At 34.9% G+C, this 18,752-nt stretch carries 17 protein-coding genes; 7 read left to right on the forward strand and 10 right to left on the reverse strand.

The features are described 5' to 3' along the window. The first annotated feature begins 10 nt into the window (after positions 1 to 10). The 4 genes from NZ923_09675 to ybeY all read left to right on the forward strand — a co-directional run bounded on the left by NZ923_09675 (position 11) and on the right by ybeY (position 4,054). Complete coding sequence (locus NZ923_09675) at positions 11 to 2,659, forward strand: DUF2723 domain-containing protein (GenBank protein ID MCS7230284.1); 2,649 nt, start codon at positions 11 to 13, stop codon at positions 2,657 to 2,659. A gap of 228 nt (positions 2,660 to 2,887) precedes the next feature. Continuing rightward, a complete protein-coding gene (locus NZ923_09680) occupies positions 2,888 to 3,091 on the forward strand; it encodes a cold-shock protein (GenBank protein MCS7230285.1) in 204 nt (67 codons plus the stop codon). A gap of 110 nt (positions 3,092 to 3,201) precedes the next feature. After that, on the forward strand, positions 3,202 to 3,624 hold the full coding sequence (locus tag NZ923_09685; GenBank protein MCS7230286.1) for a hypothetical protein: 423 nt from the start codon (positions 3,202 to 3,204) through the stop codon (positions 3,622 to 3,624). Next, positions 3,602 to 4,054, forward strand: a complete 453-nt coding sequence (gene ybeY, locus NZ923_09690) for an rRNA maturation RNase YbeY (protein ID MCS7230287.1) — start codon at positions 3,602 to 3,604, stop codon at positions 4,052 to 4,054. Before NZ923_09685 ends, ybeY begins: the two co-directional genes overlap by 23 nt. Before the next feature lies 1 nt (position 4,055). Here the strand turns inward: ybeY and NZ923_09695 are convergent, their stop codons facing one another. The 9 genes from NZ923_09695 to NZ923_09735 all read right to left on the reverse strand — a co-directional run bounded on the left by NZ923_09695 (position 4,056) and on the right by NZ923_09735 (position 14,068). Beyond that, a complete protein-coding gene (locus tag NZ923_09695) occupies positions 4,056 to 4,478 on the reverse strand; it encodes an SPOR domain-containing protein (GenBank protein MCS7230288.1) in 423 nt (140 codons plus the stop codon). Positions 4,479 to 4,490: 12 nt separating this feature from the next. Beyond that, positions 4,491 to 5,396: a hypothetical protein gene (locus NZ923_09700; GenBank protein ID MCS7230289.1), complete on the reverse strand. Its 906-nt coding sequence runs from the start codon at positions 5,394 to 5,396 to the stop codon at positions 4,491 to 4,493. 78 nt (positions 5,397 to 5,474) lie between these two features. Beyond that, complete coding sequence (gene deoC, locus NZ923_09705) at positions 5,475 to 6,137, reverse strand: deoxyribose-phosphate aldolase (GenBank protein ID MCS7230290.1); 663 nt, start codon at positions 6,135 to 6,137, stop codon at positions 5,475 to 5,477. A gap of 285 nt (positions 6,138 to 6,422) precedes the next feature. Beyond that, positions 6,423 to 9,080 (reverse strand): valine--tRNA ligase, encoded by a 2,658-nt coding sequence (locus tag NZ923_09710; GenBank protein MCS7230291.1) that lies wholly within the window; start codon positions 9,078 to 9,080, stop codon positions 6,423 to 6,425. Between the two features lie 30 nt (positions 9,081 to 9,110). Next, the gene (locus tag NZ923_09715; protein ID MCS7230292.1) at positions 9,111 to 9,887 is read right to left on the reverse strand and encodes a TdeIII family type II restriction endonuclease; all 777 of its coding nucleotides are present in this window, start codon (positions 9,885 to 9,887) and stop codon (positions 9,111 to 9,113) included. Next, positions 9,884 to 11,107, reverse strand: coding sequence for a DNA methyltransferase (locus NZ923_09720; protein ID MCS7230293.1), 1,224 nt, complete (start codon positions 11,105 to 11,107; stop codon positions 9,884 to 9,886). The genes NZ923_09715 and NZ923_09720 overlap by 4 nt, the downstream gene beginning before the upstream one ends. A gap of 12 nt (positions 11,108 to 11,119) precedes the next feature. Next, positions 11,120 to 11,629 (reverse strand): cyclic nucleotide-binding domain-containing protein, encoded by a 510-nt coding sequence (locus NZ923_09725; protein MCS7230294.1) that lies wholly within the window; start codon positions 11,627 to 11,629, stop codon positions 11,120 to 11,122. A 4-nt stretch (positions 11,630 to 11,633) separates the two neighbouring features. Next, positions 11,634 to 12,773, reverse strand: a complete 1,140-nt coding sequence (locus NZ923_09730) for an NAD-binding protein (protein MCS7230295.1) — start codon at positions 12,771 to 12,773, stop codon at positions 11,634 to 11,636. Between the two features lie 77 nt (positions 12,774 to 12,850). Beyond that, the gene (locus NZ923_09735; GenBank protein ID MCS7230296.1) at positions 12,851 to 14,068 is read right to left on the reverse strand and encodes an ABC transporter permease; all 1,218 of its coding nucleotides are present in this window, start codon (positions 14,066 to 14,068) and stop codon (positions 12,851 to 12,853) included. Between the two features lie 263 nt (positions 14,069 to 14,331). On the opposite strand from NZ923_09735, the gene NZ923_09740 reads away from it, so the two are divergent. The 3 genes from NZ923_09740 (at position 14,332) to NZ923_09750 (ending at position 16,457) form a co-directional block, all read left to right on the forward strand. After that, a complete protein-coding gene (locus tag NZ923_09740) occupies positions 14,332 to 14,892 on the forward strand; it encodes a hypothetical protein (protein ID MCS7230297.1) in 561 nt (186 codons plus the stop codon). Between the two features lie 10 nt (positions 14,893 to 14,902). Beyond that, the gene (locus NZ923_09745) at positions 14,903 to 15,961 is read left to right on the forward strand and encodes a response regulator (GenBank protein ID MCS7230298.1); all 1,059 of its coding nucleotides are present in this window, start codon (positions 14,903 to 14,905) and stop codon (positions 15,959 to 15,961) included. Positions 15,962 to 16,040: 79 nt separating this feature from the next. After that, positions 16,041 to 16,457, forward strand: a complete 417-nt coding sequence (locus NZ923_09750) for a cobalamin B12-binding domain-containing protein (GenBank protein ID MCS7230299.1) — start codon at positions 16,041 to 16,043, stop codon at positions 16,455 to 16,457. A gap of 6 nt (positions 16,458 to 16,463) precedes the next feature. Here NZ923_09750 and NZ923_09755 read toward each other — a convergent pair whose 3' ends face one another. After that, on the reverse strand, positions 16,464 to 18,752 hold the full coding sequence (locus tag NZ923_09755; protein MCS7230300.1) for a DNA polymerase: 2,289 nt from the start codon (positions 18,750 to 18,752) through the stop codon (positions 16,464 to 16,466).

Raw genomic sequence — 18,752 nt, forward strand, 5'->3', positions numbered from 1 at the left:
GGCTCTATTTTTGGTTTCTTTTATTGTTTATGCGTTAACAGTTCAACCAAGCGTTCCTTTCTGGGATTGCGGTGAATTCATCGCAGTATCATACTCGCTTGGCGTTCCACATCCACCTGGAGCACCATTTTTCATAATCATCGGAAGAATAGCGACGCTTCTTCCTATAGCGGAAGACATTGCAAAGCGTGTAAATCTTGTAAGTGCCTTTGTGAGCGCTTTGACGGTGATGTTTTTATATTTAATAACAGTCAAATTGATTTTAAGATGGAAACCGAATCCCCAAACGCTAATTGATAAGCTCGCTGTTTATGGAGCTCCTGTGGTTGGTGCATTAAGCCTTGCCTTTAGTGACACATTTTGGTTTAATGCAGTTGAAACAGAAGTTTATGCACCGAGCTTGTTTTTAATGAGCTTTGCGTTATGGCTTGGGATGATATGGTTTGAAAAAGCAGAAAATATTGAAAGCGATAGATTAATACTTTTAATTGCATATGTGATCGGCTTATCCATTGGAGTACACCTCTTAAGCATATTGACAATTTTCACGCTTGCTTTGATAGCTTATTTCAGATTTAGAGAAAAGATTGACTTGAAAAGCTTTACGCTGATGGGCATAATAGCTGTTGGGATATTTTTCCTGATTTACAAAGTGATTATATTTTGGATTCCATCAATGCTTGATGATATGCCTGCCGTTCCAGCGATAATTGCAATTGCGGTTTCATATGGAATCTATTACGCTTACAGGCATAAGCAAAGAATTGTATTTACATTTTTAACTGGTATTTTGCTTGTTTTTCTTGGTTATACGACTTATGCATTGATAATAATAAGAGCAAATGATAGACCAGCGATAAACGAAAACGCGCCTGATAATCTCGTTCGCTTTGTTAAATATCTTGAGCGCGAACAGTATGGGGAACAACCATCTATTTTTAAGAGAAGATGGAGCCAGGAACCAGCACATCAGGAGAATTATCAAAAATATAGCAGTGATTGGGATTATTTTCTCAAGTATCAGTTAAATCATATGTACTTGAGGTATTTCCTTTGGAATTTTGTTGGACGTGCTGGGGATATTCAAGACGCACCTATTGCCTTTATAAAAGCAGAAAGTGGATGGGGAAAACCTGAGGAGTTTCCAAATAGATATTTTGCTCTTCCGCTTCTTGTTGGACTTTTTGGGCTTTATTATCATTATCGCAAGGATTGGAAGATGTTTTTGTCTTATCTTTCTCTATTTCTTGTAACTGGAATTGGGCTTGCAATCTATCTTAATATGCCTGAGCCACAACCAAGAGAAAGAGATTATGTTTTCGTTGGTTCGTTTTTTGCATTTGCAATATGGATTGGGATCGGTGTTGCAGGTTTAATTGAATTGTTAAATGAATTAATAAAAACCGAAATCAAAAAAGTTTATGCGATCGCTGTTTTAGTCGTTTCAATTTTTGCGGTTCCATTTAATATGCTTGTCCAAAACTGGGATGACCATGACAGAAGCGGTAATTATGTACCTTGGGACTACTCATATAATTTACTACAAAGTTGTGAGAAGGACGCAATTTTATTTACGAACGGAGATAATGATACATTCCCACTTTGGTATCTGCAGGTGGTTGAGGGTATAAGGAGAGATGTAAGAGTTGTTAATTTGAGCTTGCTTAATACTGACTGGTATATTTTGCAATTAAAGCATGAAGAACCTTATGGAGCTAAAAAGGTTCCAATAAGTTTAAGCGATAACATAATCAGGCAAATCGGACTTGTTCAATGGGAACCGCGAGATGTGACGATCCCAGTTCCAAGGGAAGTTTATGAGAAATTTGGAATTACGGATACATCAATCATCAATCAAGGCAAAATAACATTTAGAATGCCCAACACAATTCAATTTGGTGAGATAAAAGCGATAAGGGTTCAAGATATCTTAGTTCGTGATATTATTGAAACGAATAGATGGGAAAGACCGATTTATTTCGCTGTAACGGTTTCGCCTGATAATTTCATCGGACTTGATGAATATTTAAGGATGGAAGGTCTTGCATATAGAGTTGTTCCTTTCAAAAATCCAAAGGGCTCTCCGACATTTATAGAGGAAAATATAATGAGACAATGTTTGTTCAATGAGCCGAAAGATTTCTATCGTGAGCCACATTATGGATTTAAGTTTAGAAACCTTGATAATCCGAAGGTTCACTTTTTTGAGACGGACAGAAACCTAATGCAGAATTATAGAAATGCGTTTTTAAAACTTGCGATTTATTACTATGAGAATAACCGAGATACATTAAAAGTTCTTGAAGTTCTTGATCATATGGAAAGTAAAATTCCAAACAATGTTTTACCGATGGATTACCGATTAAGATATGATGTTGCCAGGCTATATGATATTGTTGGTGCGCGAGATAAATTTATGAAAATAGCAAAAGAGATTGAACCAATAGCTCTTGAGCAAATAGAGCGTGACCCAGCGAATATCTATGGAGAGTATAATCCTTATGTTATCCTTGTTAATTTATACGAAATGATGGGTGAGTATCAGAAGGCAATTGATATTTTGAACCGAGTTCTTGTGTATTATCCACAGCAATACCAGCATCTCGTTAGAGACAGAATTGAAAGATTACAAGCTAAGTTGAAGGAAGAGAAAAGGTAATGTAATGCTGAAAATAAGTGCCCCCGATATCAATCGGGGGTTTTTTGATTTTGGAAAAGGTGAAAAAACTTTAATTTGACATTGAAGAATTAATTTATTATATTGCAAATAACTTTTGCACTCAGGAACAGTGAAATAGCGAAAGCAACCTCCCGAGAGAATTTAGTTCCTGAGTGTGTGATGGGTGGTTGCTTGAGCAGTCAAATTTATTTAGGAGGTAGTAGTAAGATGTCACGTGGTAAAGTTAAGTGGTTCAACAACAAGAAGGGCTACGGATTTATTGAAACGGAGGATGGGCGTGAGGTTTTCGTCCATTACTCTGAGATTAAATCCGATAAGCGCTTCAAAACCCTTGAAGAGGGGGCAAAGGTTGAATTTGAGATTGTTGACGGGCCGAAAGGACCGAAAGCAGTTAATGTCGTCGTTCTATGAGGTAAGCGTAACCGAATAAGGTGAGCATATCAGAATAAACCCCAATTGTTTTGTTCAGCAAGAACAGGCAATTGGGGTTTTTTAGTTTAAATTAATTTGAATTTATTGAGATGAAGTTTACAAAATCAGACGCCCAAAAGATCGCAAAAGTTTTGAGAACTAAATCTCATAAGGTGAAAAATTTCTATCGTTTTAGGATTGGAAAAACAACACTTGAGGTATATCCAAAAATAAAAATTGGTGAGAAGTTTGGAACGCTTGTTTCCGCTTTCACACCTTATTCTCATCTTCAACTTCATTTTTGCACGGGATATGTCGCAAGTGAAATTCTCGGAGAGGTGACCTTCTTAGGTGAAGTTAATGGTAAGATATCAGGACTAATAGTTGAAGCAAATGGAGGATGCCATCTTTACGCAAATATTGATGCTAAAATTTTATCAGCAGATTTTACTAAACTTGAACCCGAAATTATGATCCCAGGCATAGCTCTTTCGCTTAGCGAGTTATTACTTGATAAGAAAGAAAAAAGATAGCGTGGCAAGAGTTAATATCTCTAATCTTTATAAAAAAGTTAAACTGCCGACCAAAAAAATAAGAGCACTCGTTAAGAATATTCTAAACGGGGAAAAACTTGATTTCACAGAAGTTAATCTAATTTTCATTGATGACGAAATGATACATAGGATCAATAGGGAATTTTTAAAGCATGATTATCCAACCGATGTTATTTCTTTTGAACTTTCGGATGAATTGCCAGTGAAAAGTAAAGTTGCTGAGATATATATCAGCATTGATAGGGCGATAGAACAATCAAAATTTTATAAGGTTAATCTTGAAAATGAAATTGCTCGCCTCGTCGCACACGGTTTGATACATCTTGCTGGATATGATGATAAAACAACAGGTGAAAAGCTAAGGATGAGACGAAAGGAAAGTTATTATATCAAGATGGCAGGATTTTAAATTATCTTTTTCTTATTCTATCGTTTACAATCCAAGCGTATTTGAATCCGTTTTCTATTAAAAATTTTCTTAACAAGCTCGCATCTTGAAGACGCTCAAAGTCCCCAACTCTCACTTTGTAATTCGGTGGTTCATAAATGATATAAACTTTTTGAGATTGAAAAATTGACGAACTTAGAAGGGACTGAACAAGGTTTCTAACTGCATTTGCACTATCAAGTTGATTTGTAACGAGTATTTGGACCCTGAAACCAGAAATCGTTTCCTCGCCCATATTGCTAAACAGACGATGGGGGAAAACAATCTCTCTTATATCATATACAGATGGATTGAATTGCTTTTCGTAGTAGGAAAGAGAGTCTATTTTCTGAGAGAGCGACAATTCTGCTGTTATGAGAAGTAAGAGCGCGATTTTTATAAGCATGTTTAAAACTTTTTATTTTACAATAAAGGCGTCACTGAACTCGGATTTTATTTCGTTAAAGGTGTTAATATCATCTTGATCAAGGGAAATTAAAACTTTAAAAACATCGTTTGCTTTAACCACTTCAGATTTAACTTTGAACTTTGATTGAATGTATTCTTTTATCTTTTCAGCGTGAGAGATTTTTGAATATGCACCGATTTGAACTTTTAATTCTTGCTTTTGATAAGTGGATAAGGACGAATTGGTATAGTTCATATGTTCTTCATCTGATGCTTTTTGAATTAATGGGGTTGTTTGTGATGTTATAAAGGCGTCGGGAAAATTTTCTTTTATGATTTCAAGAGTTTGTAGAAGCATAGTTGAATCGCTTGTACCGTTAATCTGAACTTTGTAAAAGCCAAGGGTTGAATCATAAACAATGTATGCATTTTTGTCTGGATATAGACGAGTAAATCTATCCAGGTGTTCTTTTGCTGAGTTTTTAGTAATAAATGCGCCAATTTGAATTGAAAATTGAGGTATTTGAGTTGTTGATTGTGGTTTTATATCTGTTATAAATGGTTCGGTTTTTCTTTCTTTTACTTCTGGTTGTGATATAGCAAGTGTTGTTTTGATTTCTTCTTTTGACTCTGGCGCAGATTCAATTTGGGTTTGTTTTTTGATTTCTGGCTTTAATTCTGTTTTTGGTTCTGGTTTTTGTCCCTGAATTTGAACAGGATAAGTTGCGATGGGAAGAATTATAGGAGTTACAATTATCTGCGGTATTTTTTCTTGTTTAGTTCTTTTAGGAATTATCACGGAGTCGATCGTATTTTCAGTGATTTGATCAGTGAATATTTTTTTAGGTTGATTCACAGTCATCAATGTCGTGTCATTAGATGTTAAGGTATCAGTTTTTTCGGGTTTAATTTCCATTTTGCTTCCCGCGCAAGAAGTGAGCAGAAAAAGAATAAAAGTTAATGCGATTTTTTTCATCTTTGTATTTTCGGTTTATTAATATAATGATTGAGATTGTTCAGATTTAACTCCTGTAACGATTTTCACGCTTGCGCTTGCTCCGATCCTGTCTGCACCGCTTTTTATCATTTGGAGTGCTTCTTCGTAAGTTCTAATTCCACCGCTTGCTTTGACACCCATTGCGCTTCCGACAACCCTTCGCATTAAAGCGACATCGCCAGCGGTTGCTCCACCCTTGCTGAAGCCCGTTGATGTTTTTACGAAATCTGCATTTGCTTTCTTTGCGAGAAGACAAGCTTTGACTTTCTCTTCATCAGTTAAAAGTGCAGTTTCAAGTATAACCTTTACAAGGACACCATACTTGTGTGCAACATTTACAACGGCTCGTATGTCATGTTCTACATAGTCATAGTATCCTCCTTTCAACATTCCGATATTCATTACCATATCAACCTCGTTGGCTCCATCCTCAATTGCTTTCTCAGTTTCAAAGACCTTTGTTTCTATTCTATTGGCACCAAGCGGAAATCCAATTACTGTGCAAACCTTGACCTTCTTGCCTTTTAGGATTTCAGAGGCAAGTTTGACATAGCAAGGATTCACACATACACTTGCAAATTGATATTGTATGGCTTCAAAGCAAAGTTTTTCAATATCTTTTGGAGTTGCTTCGGGTTTTAAGAGGGTGTGATCAATCATTTTCGCAATATTGGCATCAATTTGACCTTGTTCAGTAACTCCAAGTGTTGTACTTATTCTTTCTGCACCATTTAGAATGATATTTTTCACCGCCTCTTTTTTATGAACAACACAATATCCGCAACCGGCACAGGGTTCCCTTGGATCACAAACTCCACCTGGAATTTCAGGCGCTGGATAATTTCTTTTTACCTCAAGTAAAAGTTCCTCAATTATTTTCTCAAGATATCCTTGATCCATTTGAAAGTTTGTTAATTTTTTAAAAATTTAAAAAATCGTTGAAAATTATTCAACAAGGTAAGCATAATTTTGGCGTAGTTTTTCAAGTGTAAGTTTGAAATTTTCATATTTTTGCCTTTCTCGCTCAATCACATCTGCAGGGGCGCGATTTATGAAGTTGTGATCGTTTAGCTTCCTCTCTGTTTCGCTTAACATCGTCTCGTATCTTTTTATTTCTTTTTCAAGACGTTTCCTTTCAATTTCAAGGTCAATTAAACCTTCAAGTGGGACGAAGATCTCATCCCCTGCGACAACAGCGCTTGCTGAAAACTGTGGTCTTTTAATACCAGAACCAACTGTGACATTTTGAACTTTTGCAAGTCGCTTTATATACGAAATATATTCGTTCACCAAATTCTTCCGATCGTTATTTGATGTGTTTATTATTACATCGCAGAATTTTGTGTGTGGGATATTCATCTCGCCACGAATAGATCTTACTGCGACTATAATGTCTTGGATAAATTTCATATTTTTTGAAATTTCATCATCAATCCACTTCTCATCAAATGTTGGAAATGGTTCAATCATTATGCTTTCCCCTTCTTTTCTCTCGCGGATGTTTTGCCATATTTCTTCCGTGATGAACGGCATAAACGGATGAAGGAGCTTCAAAGCGGTTTCAAATATATAAACTGCTCTGCTTAACACAGCAATTTTTTCATCTTTTGATTCAGGTGAATAAATTCTATCTTTTATGATCTCAAGATACCAATCGCAGAAGTCGTGCCATAGAAAATCATAAATCGTTCGTGTCGCATCATTTATTCTGTATGTTTCAAGGGCGTAATTTAATTCTTTTATTGTTTTGTTAAGTTCGCTTAATATCCATTTGTCGGCGATATCAAGGTGATCAAACTTTGCTTCATCTTTATACTCAACTTCGTCCAAGTTCATTATTAGAAATCTTCCAGCGTTCCAAATCTTGTTAGCGAAGTTTCTGCCGATTTCGCATTTTTTCGTTGAAAACAAAATATCTTGTCCAAGAGGAGCAAGGTAAACGATGGTGAATCTTAATGCATCAGCGCCATATTCTTGGATCACATCAAGTGGATCTGGCGAATTGCCAAGCGATTTGGACATCTTTCTACCGAATTCATCGCGAATTATGCTTGTAAAATATACTTCTTTAAATGGAATTTCACCCATAAATTCAAGTCCAGCCATGATCATTCTCGCAACCCAGAAGAAAATTATGTCAGGACCTGTGACAAGTAGATCGGTGGGATAAAAATATCTTAAGTCAGCATTATCTTCAGGCCAGTTCAATGTTGAAAAAGGCCAAAGCCACGAGCTAAACCAAGTATCTAAAACATCTTCATCTTGCCTTATTTTTGTGCTTCCACATTTTTTACAGCTTTTCGGTTCTTCACGCTCAACCATAATTTCTCTGCAGTCATCACAATAATAAACGGGAATTCTATGGCCCCACCAAATTTGTCTTGATATACACCAATCTCTGACATTTCTCATCCAATGTTCATAAACTTTTACCCATCTTTCTGGATAAAATTTAATTTTGCCATCAAGCACAACTTGCAGAGCTTTTTCTGCAAGTGGTTTCATTTTGACAAACCATTGATCTGATAAATATGGTTCTATCACAGTATCGCAACGATAGCATCTTCCAACTGCGTGTGTATAATCCTCAACCTTGGCAAGATATCCGTATGTTTCAAGATCTTTTACGACCTCTTTTCTTGCTTCATATCTATCAATGAAGCGATATTTTTCAGGTACATTTTCATTCATCTTTGCATAGGTATCCATTACAACAACGAATTCAAGATTATGTTTTATAGCTAATAAATAATCGTTCGGATCGTGGGCAGGTGTAACTTTTACTGCTCCAGTTCCAAATTCCATATCAACGCTTTCATCAGAAATTATCGGCAGTTTTCGCCAAACAAGTGGGAGTATAGCAAATTTACCGATTAGGTGTTTATATCGTTCATCTTTTGGATTTACCGCAACGGCGGTATCACCAAGCATTGTTTCTGGTCGTGTGGTGGCAACTGTTATAAATTCTTGCGAATTTTCAATTGGATATTTTATATACCAAAGTTTCCCGTTTTGTTCTTTGTGTTCAACTTCGTCATCTGCGAGGGCGGTATGACATCTTGGGCACCAGTTTACAATATATTTGCCTCTATAGATCAAACCTTTCTCATAAAGGCGAATGAAAACTTCTTTCACAGCGTTTGAGAGCCCTTCATCCATCGTGAATCGCTCGCGCTTCCAATCGCATGATACACCGAGTTTTTTTAACTGTTTTATTATTGTATTTCCATATTCTTCTTTCCATTGCCATACTCTTTCAAGGAATTTTTCTCTTCCAAGATCTTCTCTTCGTAATCCTTCTTTTGCAAGGGCTTTCTCAACCACATTTTGAGTGGCTATCCCAGCGTGGTCTGTCCCGGGAATCCAACAGGCTTCATATCCCTGCATTCTTTTCCATCGTATATAAATATCTTGAATCGTATTGTTCAAGACATGTCCAAGGGTTAAAACTCCAGTTATATTTGGAGGTGGCATTACGATTGTATAAGGCTTTTTATCTGGGTTTACCTTCGCATAGAAATACCCGTTTTTCAACCAGTATTCATACCATTTGTCTTCAACTTCTTGAGGGTTATATGCTTTCGCAAGTTCACGCTTTGCCATTTTTCAGGTTCGTAGAAATTTTATTTTTATTTACTTAAACTCTGCGAACTTTTTATCAATCTCATCTTTTAAGATATTTCCAGTTTCTTCAAAAATATCAAGTAAATCGTTATAAATGTCTCCTCCACCAACGAAATTCCAAAATTCTTCTCCAACTAAAAGCTCACCGCGGTCTAAATCATATAAATTCTTTAATGTCCATCTCTGATAAGGTTTTGGATAATATGGATTGTAGGGTATCGCTATTCTTGTGAAAACATTGGCCTTTTTATTTTGACTTAATCGTAATGCTATCCATCTCAAAAGTTTTAATTTAAGAGAAGCAAATTCCTTTATGTTAGGTTTTGCGCTTGTGATATCAAAGTAGTTTTCTTCTTTTTTTATCGCAATGAAAAGGTCAACGATTGAATCTGGATCTTTTTTAGGTTTACCTGTTTTTATACTACTTCTAATTAGTTTAATTTCTTCAATTTTGTTTGGTTTTAGTTCCCCTTTGCGAAGTTTATAGTGTATTTGATTTATTAGTTTTTCAGTATCTTCATTGATTTCACCAAGTAGTGTATATTGCCTTTTAGCTTTATAACCTGCCGACTCAGCTAAAATAACAGCTATCTGTTCCCAAATAGATGTTCCAAATGCTGTGTTTATAGATTGAATAAAGGAAAACATAGCATATTTATCTTTTCCCAATAACCTGTAATGAAAAGGCATATATTCGGTTTCTGGCTTATAGTTATACAACTTTTGCCTTACCGTTTCAAGCAAAAGGTTTTTTATTTTATTTCTTGCCGAATTTTTTATTTTCATTTTTTTCTGAAATAGAATATTGATTCAAAAAATTCACCTTCATCTCTTTCTGTCCTCATAAGGACGGGTCTATGAAATACATCTATAAGCTCAAGTTCAGCCTTCATACCTATCTCAGGGAATAAATTAAATTTATCATTAGCGACTATAAAAACAGGTGCATTATTTTTAAGATTTTGAGATACTCTTTTGAAAACTTGAATTATACTTTCGGTATACTCCTTTCTTGCTTGCTCGCTTTGCCCTTTAAAAGCAGAGCCTATTTCAAATTCATCGTATCTTGGAAAATTAAAAAGTTCATATGCATATCTATGTTGCTCATGATAGTTAATTAAACCAACATATGGGGGTGAGGTGAAAATTCCATCTATAATTATTTCTTTCGGTAGTTCTACGTATCTTGCATCTCCTTGAATTATCGTAATTGAGGCATTTGTTCTTATTTTATCAAATTCCTTTAACCTTCTTATAGTGTCATAGCTGTATTTTCTAATGAACTTATATGCTTCATTGATTGGTTCACAATACTTTTTATGTTTCACACACCAGTATTTTTCTCTTACAGGTTCTTTTGGTCTTGCTAGATCATAGTGCGGTACTAACCTAGCGGATCTGGCAGATCTTGATAGGATGACCATAAGCACATCTTGATTTTTATATTCTTTTATGATAGACCTGTAAAATAATATCTCCTGTAACGCTTTTTCTGAAAACCAGGTTTTTAAATACTCACTATCTGTTTCAAATTTCTCAAAAGTAGAGCTAAAAAGCGTTTCCCCATTTCTCTGAAGCTCAAGAGAAAACTTTCTAAGGCGTTTCAAAGCATCTTTGATTTCATACTCAACTTCTTCTAAGTTATATTTCCTCGTCTTAACCTGTTGTATTAATACATTAAAGGGGGAAAGTTCTATCCCAATAGAGTTTATACCTAGAACATTTGCTTCAATAAGGGTTGTCCCTGATCCAGAGAATGGATCTAGGATGGTTTGTCCGGGTTTGAAAAATTTTTTTAGAAAAACTTCAACAAGTTGAGGAATAAATTTGCCAAGATAAGGATGTAAACGGTGAACATGTTTTGTCCTTTCTTTTTCTCTTATTCCTATAAATGTCAAATCGTTTCCAAGAATCTCAATGTTTTTTTGTGCGTTGATTTTAATAGCTATTCTATCTGGGTCAAGTCCGTATTTTTGAGCAGCTATTTTGTTTCTTAACTCAAGCATAATTTTTAATCTTTATTTGCTCAACACCAAAGTCAAAGCAGTTGTTAACTTCAAAATATCATTGTTTGCTTTTCTTAATCTTTCAGCAAGAACCGTCGCAATGTTTTTATATAAAACACAACCTACCTCTCTATTTGATTCCGTAAGTTTTACAAAATCGTTCTTATAAATTATTGCAAATTTACATCGTTTGGTTGCAATCACAGTTGCAGTCCTTTCCGCTTTGTCATTAAATAACACCATCTCACCAAAAAATGGATAAGTATCCGAAGTGAGCTTTATAAGTGACTTTTCTCTATGCCCAAAGTTAAGCTCTGGAAGTTTCAAAACAAGTGATTTTGAAACCTCAACCTCTCCATCAAGTAAAATATAAATCTCTTCTCCTGTCTCTCCTTCCCTTATCACGACATCGCCTTCGTCAAACTCCTTAATGTGGATTATTCGTTTTAAAAGTTCAAAATGTTCTTCTTTAAGCCCATTAAAGAGCGGAATTTTTCGCAATGTTTTATCTTCAATTGTCATTAAATTAATTGTTTATGTTGCCTATTACAAGCGCTTCATCTTTTTCGTTTATAATATAATCAAATGGCGGATTCAGAGTCAATCTAATGTATGATGATTTGACATTTAACCCCGCCTCCTTGAGCTTCTTCTCAATAAAAGCATCTATCTCGGTATAATCGTGAGATAGGATGCTTTCAAGTGTGATTGATTCTTCCTCTGAAACGAAGCCGATCAAAAGGTAATTTTTATCTGTTTTGAGATGAGTGAAAAGTTCAAAATAAGTTTTACCGACAAACTTCGGTGGAATTTTTACGCGAAATATCTTCATTTTAGAATCCTCGTTAAACAAAGAAGATAAAAGCTGGGACACACCTGGTGAAGTTAATTGGTCAGCAAGAAGTGAAGGAACATATTCGTTGCTTATTATTATCTCGTCTGCGTTTGCTTTTTTGAGATTTCCTGCGTTTTCTCTTTCAATTATATTGACATAAACTTTCGCCTTTGGATTGATTGATTTTATGTTAAGCGTTGCTATTAATGTCTTTTCATCTGATGGGGTAGGGGAAAGCGTTTCGTCGGGTAATATGACGACTTCACTTGCTTGTTTTATGTTGGCTTTTTCAAGGACTGACTCTTGAGTGAAATCACCACGCACAAATTTTATCTCAATGTTTTTATATGTGTTTGACAAGTATTCAACCTTTTCTGGAGGTAAATTGTTGACCAAAACAATTTGAATTTTTCTTCTTTTTCCAAAGTTATTAAGTGCTTTTATCATTCTTTCTGTATCCTTGTTCCATCCACAGATAACAATATGCCCAGATAAATTCACTTTCTCAAGCCCTTCTCTTTCTTTTATTTTCTTTGCCACAAAAATTGATGATATAGTTGCCGTGAACATTGAAACAAGTATAACTCCGGAAAACATTACGAAAAAGCCAACGATCTTTCCAACGGTCGTTGCAGGAACTTTGTCGCCGTATCCAACTGTTGTCATCGTGACAACTGCCCACCACAAACCATCAAAAATTGACGAAAACTGCTCGTTCTTTGAATTTTCAACAAGATAAATCACTGAAGAAGCAAGAAATACTGTTAAGGTTATCAGAAATAAAATTTTAAAAAGCTCATTCTCCCAAACTATTTTCAGAAAATGCTTCAAGAAAGTTTATAAGGATTTATTTTAGTAAAAATTACACACTTCGGAAGAAAGTTTCAAGTTTAACGGAATATTTAAGCTTAAGCAAATCTTATTGCTTCTACAGGTTGAATGCGTGAGGCTATCAGGGCAGGGATGAGCGTTGCAAGGAAACACAAAGCAAGAGCAACGAAAGATACGATTGCAAAAGTTTCTAATTGAAGCAAAACAGGAACCGAACTCATAAAATATATATCCTCTGGAAGGGATAAGGGTTTATATTTCAATTGAATTGAAGATAAAACATAAGCCAATAGATTACCAAGTATTGTCCCAACTATGCCTATGAATAATCCCTGATAAACAAAAATTTTCATTATACTTTTTGAACTTGCGCCCATTGACTTTAAAATTCCAATTTCTTTTGTTTTTTCTAAAACCATCATCAAGAGAGTTCCAATTATATTGAAAACGGCAACGATTATAATTAAGCCAAGGACAATTGGAACAGGTTTTTTTTGAAGTTCAAGCCATGCAAAAAGGTTTCTATACATCTGGTACATAGTTCTTGCGTAATATGGATATCCAAGTTTGTCCTGAATTTCAAGCGCTGTTTCATCAATTAAGTCAACATTTTTAACCATAACATCAAAACCACTAACATTATTTCCGAGGTCAAGAAGATACTGGGCATGTTCAAGACGAACATAGACGAAGATATCATCGTATTCAGCCATTCCTGTTTCATAAATTCCAGAGATTTTAAATTGTTCCATTTTTGGGGCTAAAAAGTATGGATTTGCTGGATCAATCGCAAGAATTATAACTTTGTCGCCAACTTCAACTCCAAGTTTGTTGGCAAGTTTCTTTCCAATAATTATTTTTGGAGTGCCATCATTTTCATCAAAATTATATTCACCTTCAATTATGCTTTTCTTGATTATTGAAAAATCATATTCTGGTAAAATTCCTTTGAGATAAACACCTTCAATTCCATAACTTGATCTTATCATTGCTTCTCTTGCTGCAAACGGTGAAACGGCGTTTACATTTGAAATTGTTTTTATTTTCTCAAAACCTTGCCAATCATCCTTATCAAAATATCTGACATCAAATTTTGAAACCTGGATGTGTGATGTGAAGCCGATTACTTTTTCTTTTAATTCTTTTTCAAAGCCATTTGAAATGGATATTGCAATGATAAGTGCGGATGTTCCGAGCATTATTCCAATGATTGATATGAGCGTAATGAAAGATATGAAACCAGTTATTCGGGTTGCTTTGATATATCGTTTCGTGATAAAAAGCTCAAATGACATCCTTGGTTGACGATAAAGTTTTTTAAAAATTTAACTTTCATAGTTTTCAAATCAAAGTAAATGCTGTTTTGCGCCTTCCCGCAGTTGTAGATTAGAGTGAAGTTTTTTAAATTTAATTTGCCTGTGCTTTTTGACAAAACTTATAATTCTTAGAACTTCTCGCGCTTGTGCTTTTGTAAAGATCTGATGGCGACGAAAAGTGGGTGATACATAGCTAAAGAAAGTTCTATATCATCTTTTAAATCAAATGGAGGTTGTAAGCGATGAAGAAAATATGGCGTGAATTTGTTGATGGATTTATTTTGAAGCATCCTGCGCTTTTTTCGGCTGTTATAATTTACCTTTATTATCTCTTCACAACACTTGATCTTTTCAAAAGAGTTAAAGAGGGGATAGTTTCGTTTTCTGATATATTCACTCACTTTGATTCATTGTTGTGGATATGGGGTTTATCTTACTTGTTTGTTAAGCTCATTAACTTGAAGGAGCAGAGGCATAGAGAAGAAAAAATGAGGATAGAGCAGATAAAGCAATATGAAACGCAAATTGCAAAATTAAAAGCCTTAAAGGACTTTACTTTTTCCTTGAGGGATTTAATTTACAATCCATTGACGATAATAATGAGTGCGTCTGCAAGGATAGAGCGAAGGTTTCCATTTGATAACGAAACCTTGAGAGATGTAAGAGCTATAGAACAGGGTTGTAGAAGGATAGAAAAACTCTTGATGGAAGTAAAAGAGTTTGAAGAAAAACTTGTAATTGAGGAGGAAACGGCGGGAATAGGGATGACAAGTGAGCAAACCGTTTCTTCCCAAACAAAATAGATTTTGAAAAATGACAATTCTCGTAGTTGACGACGAAAAAGATTTAAGGGAAACTTTAAAAAGCGCGCTTGAAATTGAAGGCTACTCTGTTATCACAGCAGATAATGGTCTTATTGGGATAATGCTTGCACAAGAGAAGAAACCAGATTTGATACTTCTTGACATAAGTATGCCAGTTATGGATGGGTTTACCGCTCTTTTAAAACTTAAACAAAATCCTATCACAAAAGAAATACCTGTGATCATCTTGACAGGCCAATATGTTGATGAAGAAAATCTTGAGCGTGGTTTTAATCTTGGAGCTATTGAATATCTTTACAAACCTATAAGGTTTACCGAACTTGTCACTCGTGTCAGGTCAGTGTTGAGAATGCGCTCGCTTGAAAATGAAGCGAAAAAAATTGAATTAATGACAGAAAAATTTTTCTTAAGGGAAATTAAAGAACTTTTCTCTTCTGTGCAGGGAATAATTGAAATGATAATCGCAAGCAATGAAGTTGGAGAGGAGTTTAGAAATATCTTATCTGAAAACTATAATAAGATGAAAAAGTGGTTTGATCTTTCAGAAATTTTCACGCAGCTTAACGACATTTCAGCTGGTGTCCAAGATATTGAACTTAAATCTTTTGATGTTAATTCACTTCTTAAAAAGGTAACCGGAAAAATAGGATCTAAATTTCCAGATGTAGTTTTTGAGTTTAATTTAGGACGAGATTCGCTTGTTGTCGGAAATGAATATTGGATTGAAGTTGGATTTACAACTTTGTTTGAGGCAATTTCGGAAGCGATGTCATTTAATGGTAAAGTTTATATCGCTCAAGTCATGAGGACAAGTAGCGATGGCAAATTTGTTTTTATAACTATTCGCGATGAAGCAAAAAAATTAACAACAGAAGCAGCTAAAACAATTTTCAACCCCTATCTTGCTGCAGAAAACAGACCAAGTTATAACCTTCTTGCTTTGAAGGTTTTCCATAGAGCTATTGAACTAAATGGTGGTTCTATCGTTGTTGAGCCATCGGAACATAACATAGGGAACAAGTTTATAATTCGTCTTCATTCGGTGTGATTAAATAAATGTATGTTGAAAAAGTTGTCATCTTTTTTTAAATTGTTATTGCAAGTTGAAAAACAAAAGCAAAAAAACGATGGAAAGAAAAATAAGAGTACTTATAGCAAAGGCAGGGCTTGATGGACATGACAGAGGAGCAAAAGTTGTAGCGGCTGCATTGAGAGATGCTGGGATGGAAGTTATTTATACTGGACTTAGGCAAACACCTGAAATGATTGTTTCTGCTGCCATCCAAGAAGATGTTGATGTTATTGGAGTTAGTATTTTAAGCGGAGCTCATATGGCAATTTTCCCAAAGATAATAAAGTTGATGAAAGAAAAAGGACTTGACGATGTTCTTTTGATCTGTGGTGGTATAATTCCAGATGAAGATATACCAAAACTTAAAGAGATGGGGGTTGCAGAGGTTTTTACGCCAGGAACCTTGACAACTGAAATTGTCAATTTTATAAAAGATTGGTTTGAAAAGAATAGAAAACAAAAGGTCGCTTAAATCAGTTTATATCTCCTTGGAGATCTTTCTTGTAATTACTTGCACATCTTCAAAACTCAATCCATCATTTAACGAAAAAATCTTCTTGAAGTCTTCCGGTTTAAAGAAAATTTCAAACCTCCTTGTGTATTCTTTCAATTTCAGAAGATAATACTGAACATTTTCATCCCTTTTAAATGGGTTCCAGTTTTCAATTAGTTTACAATTTTCAAATGATTTAACATCTGGAGTTGAACCAGTTATGTAATATGTTATTCTATCACCTTGCCTATAATTTTTACCGCTGGCTATCGCAAGTTCATAAGCTGCGCTTCTATTCCTCTTTCCAAGTTTTACTAATTCTTGATATCTATTGGGGTGTTCGCGCAGGGTTTCTGTCTTTGCTAATTCAGTTATATCAATTTTTCGCTCAGCGATTGATTTGAAAAGGGATTTGTAAAGTTCATGGATTTTTTCAAATTCGTTGTGAAGTAAAAATCTTATACACTCGCTGATATATTTTCTTGCAAATGGTTCCATCCCTCTTGAGACAAGGGAAGCTCCTTTTATTTCCAAGTTTCCATTCTTATCAAGAAGAGCGTAGTTTTTCTTCTTATAACTTAACATTTTAGGATAAATTCCATTGAAGGCGAGATTTATCCCCTCTGGTAATGTTGAACCTACAATTTTAACAAACTCTTTTGTTTTTTCTTCATCTGTTGCAAATTCAGCTGGTGGGATGAAATAAATCCCATCTGTATCTGCTTCTATTACTTTTCCACCTTTACTCACTATTTCAGAGATAAGTTGTTTTAAAATTTTTTGTCCAGTCATCGTTACTTTATCAGCGCTTTCATAATCATTAAATATGGCTTTGCTATAACCAAGATATCCATAAAATGAGTTAATCAGGATTTTGAATGCTGATTGAATTGCGTCATATTTTGATTTTTCATCAGGCGTTGTTGCGTTTTTCATTTTATGTTTCGCTTCAAGTCGCATTTTCGTTAATCTTTCAAGCATCTGGAGAAAGATCCCAAGTTCGTCTTTTTTAGGTGAAATTTTAAAATTTATCATAATTGAAGGATAGAGCGATTCAATATCTGCGTGAACAACATTTTCAAAAATACCAGTATAAAATATATCCGTATATCCTCCGATAGTTTGGGAACCAAAATCAGGTTTTGGGAGTGAATATCTTCTTTTTAAGTATGCTCTGACGAGCAATGCTTCAATTTTTGAGGATGAGCCTGATTTTATAACTTGCCAGAATGAAAAGGGCAACATTTGAGCAAGATAAAAGTAAGGCGGAGAAAGTAAATCGGAAAGTTTCTGAGTTTCTTTTGCGTCTTGAAGCGCGTATTTTATCAAGACATCTGGCTCATTATCCCAATACCAAGCGATTTTCTCTCCAGGGATATAAATTCTATCTTCGGACGAGATGCCAAAATATCTTGATACATATTTTAACGAGTAGCTTTCAAGTTCACGCTTCACGAAATCATATAGCTGCACGAGAACTAAAGTGTCAATTATATGTCTTCCGTAAATTTCAATTCCTGTGAAAACTGTTTCACGATCATAGGTAGTAGTTGTAATTCTGGGTTTGCTTCCATCTCTTCCAAGCGAAAGTTCAACATTGTTCAATTCCGCTCTTTTAATGAGATATGGAAGATCAAAACTAAGAATATTATGTCCCTCTATAACATCTGGATCTTTTCTGCGGATTATATCAATAAGTTCTATCAGCATTTGTTTTTCTGATTTCCTGCGGCCGTCAATTATATGTTCCCATCCTCTGTTATCGGTTAGTGAAATTACAATAATCCTATCCTCAGGTCTTTCTGGATTGCTGAATCTATGTTTAGTATATGTTTCAATGTCAATCTGAATGCGGTAAAGGTCGTTGAATTCCATTCCCTTAAAAAGGGTTATACCTGTTTGAAGTAAAAATTGATGAACTGGATCGGGGCGAAGGTAAATTATATCTACATCTGTGTAGGATTCTGCTTTCGTCATATTTTTTTGATTATAATTGCGCAAAATGTATCTAACGGCGTTCCAGTGATCTGTTAAATCTTCAAAAGCACATACATATTGATAGAAATTATTTCCCTCAAGTTTCTTAATCCAGAATTTCCTGTAAAATCCTTCAATATAAGATTTATCGCTTAAGAAGAAGAACGGATAAAAGTTTCTTTTTTCTTCTCTAACTGAGTTCCCTTCTCTGATGTAAAGGCAAACGCTTGATTCATCAACTTGCTGGACTGCCACAATGTTTTTTTCTTGGTTATGTCCATAAATTAGCTCATCCAT

Source organism: Candidatus Kryptonium sp., assembly GCA_025060635.1.
Taxonomy (GTDB): domain Bacteria; phylum Bacteroidota; class Ignavibacteria; order Kryptoniales; family Kryptoniaceae; genus Kryptonium.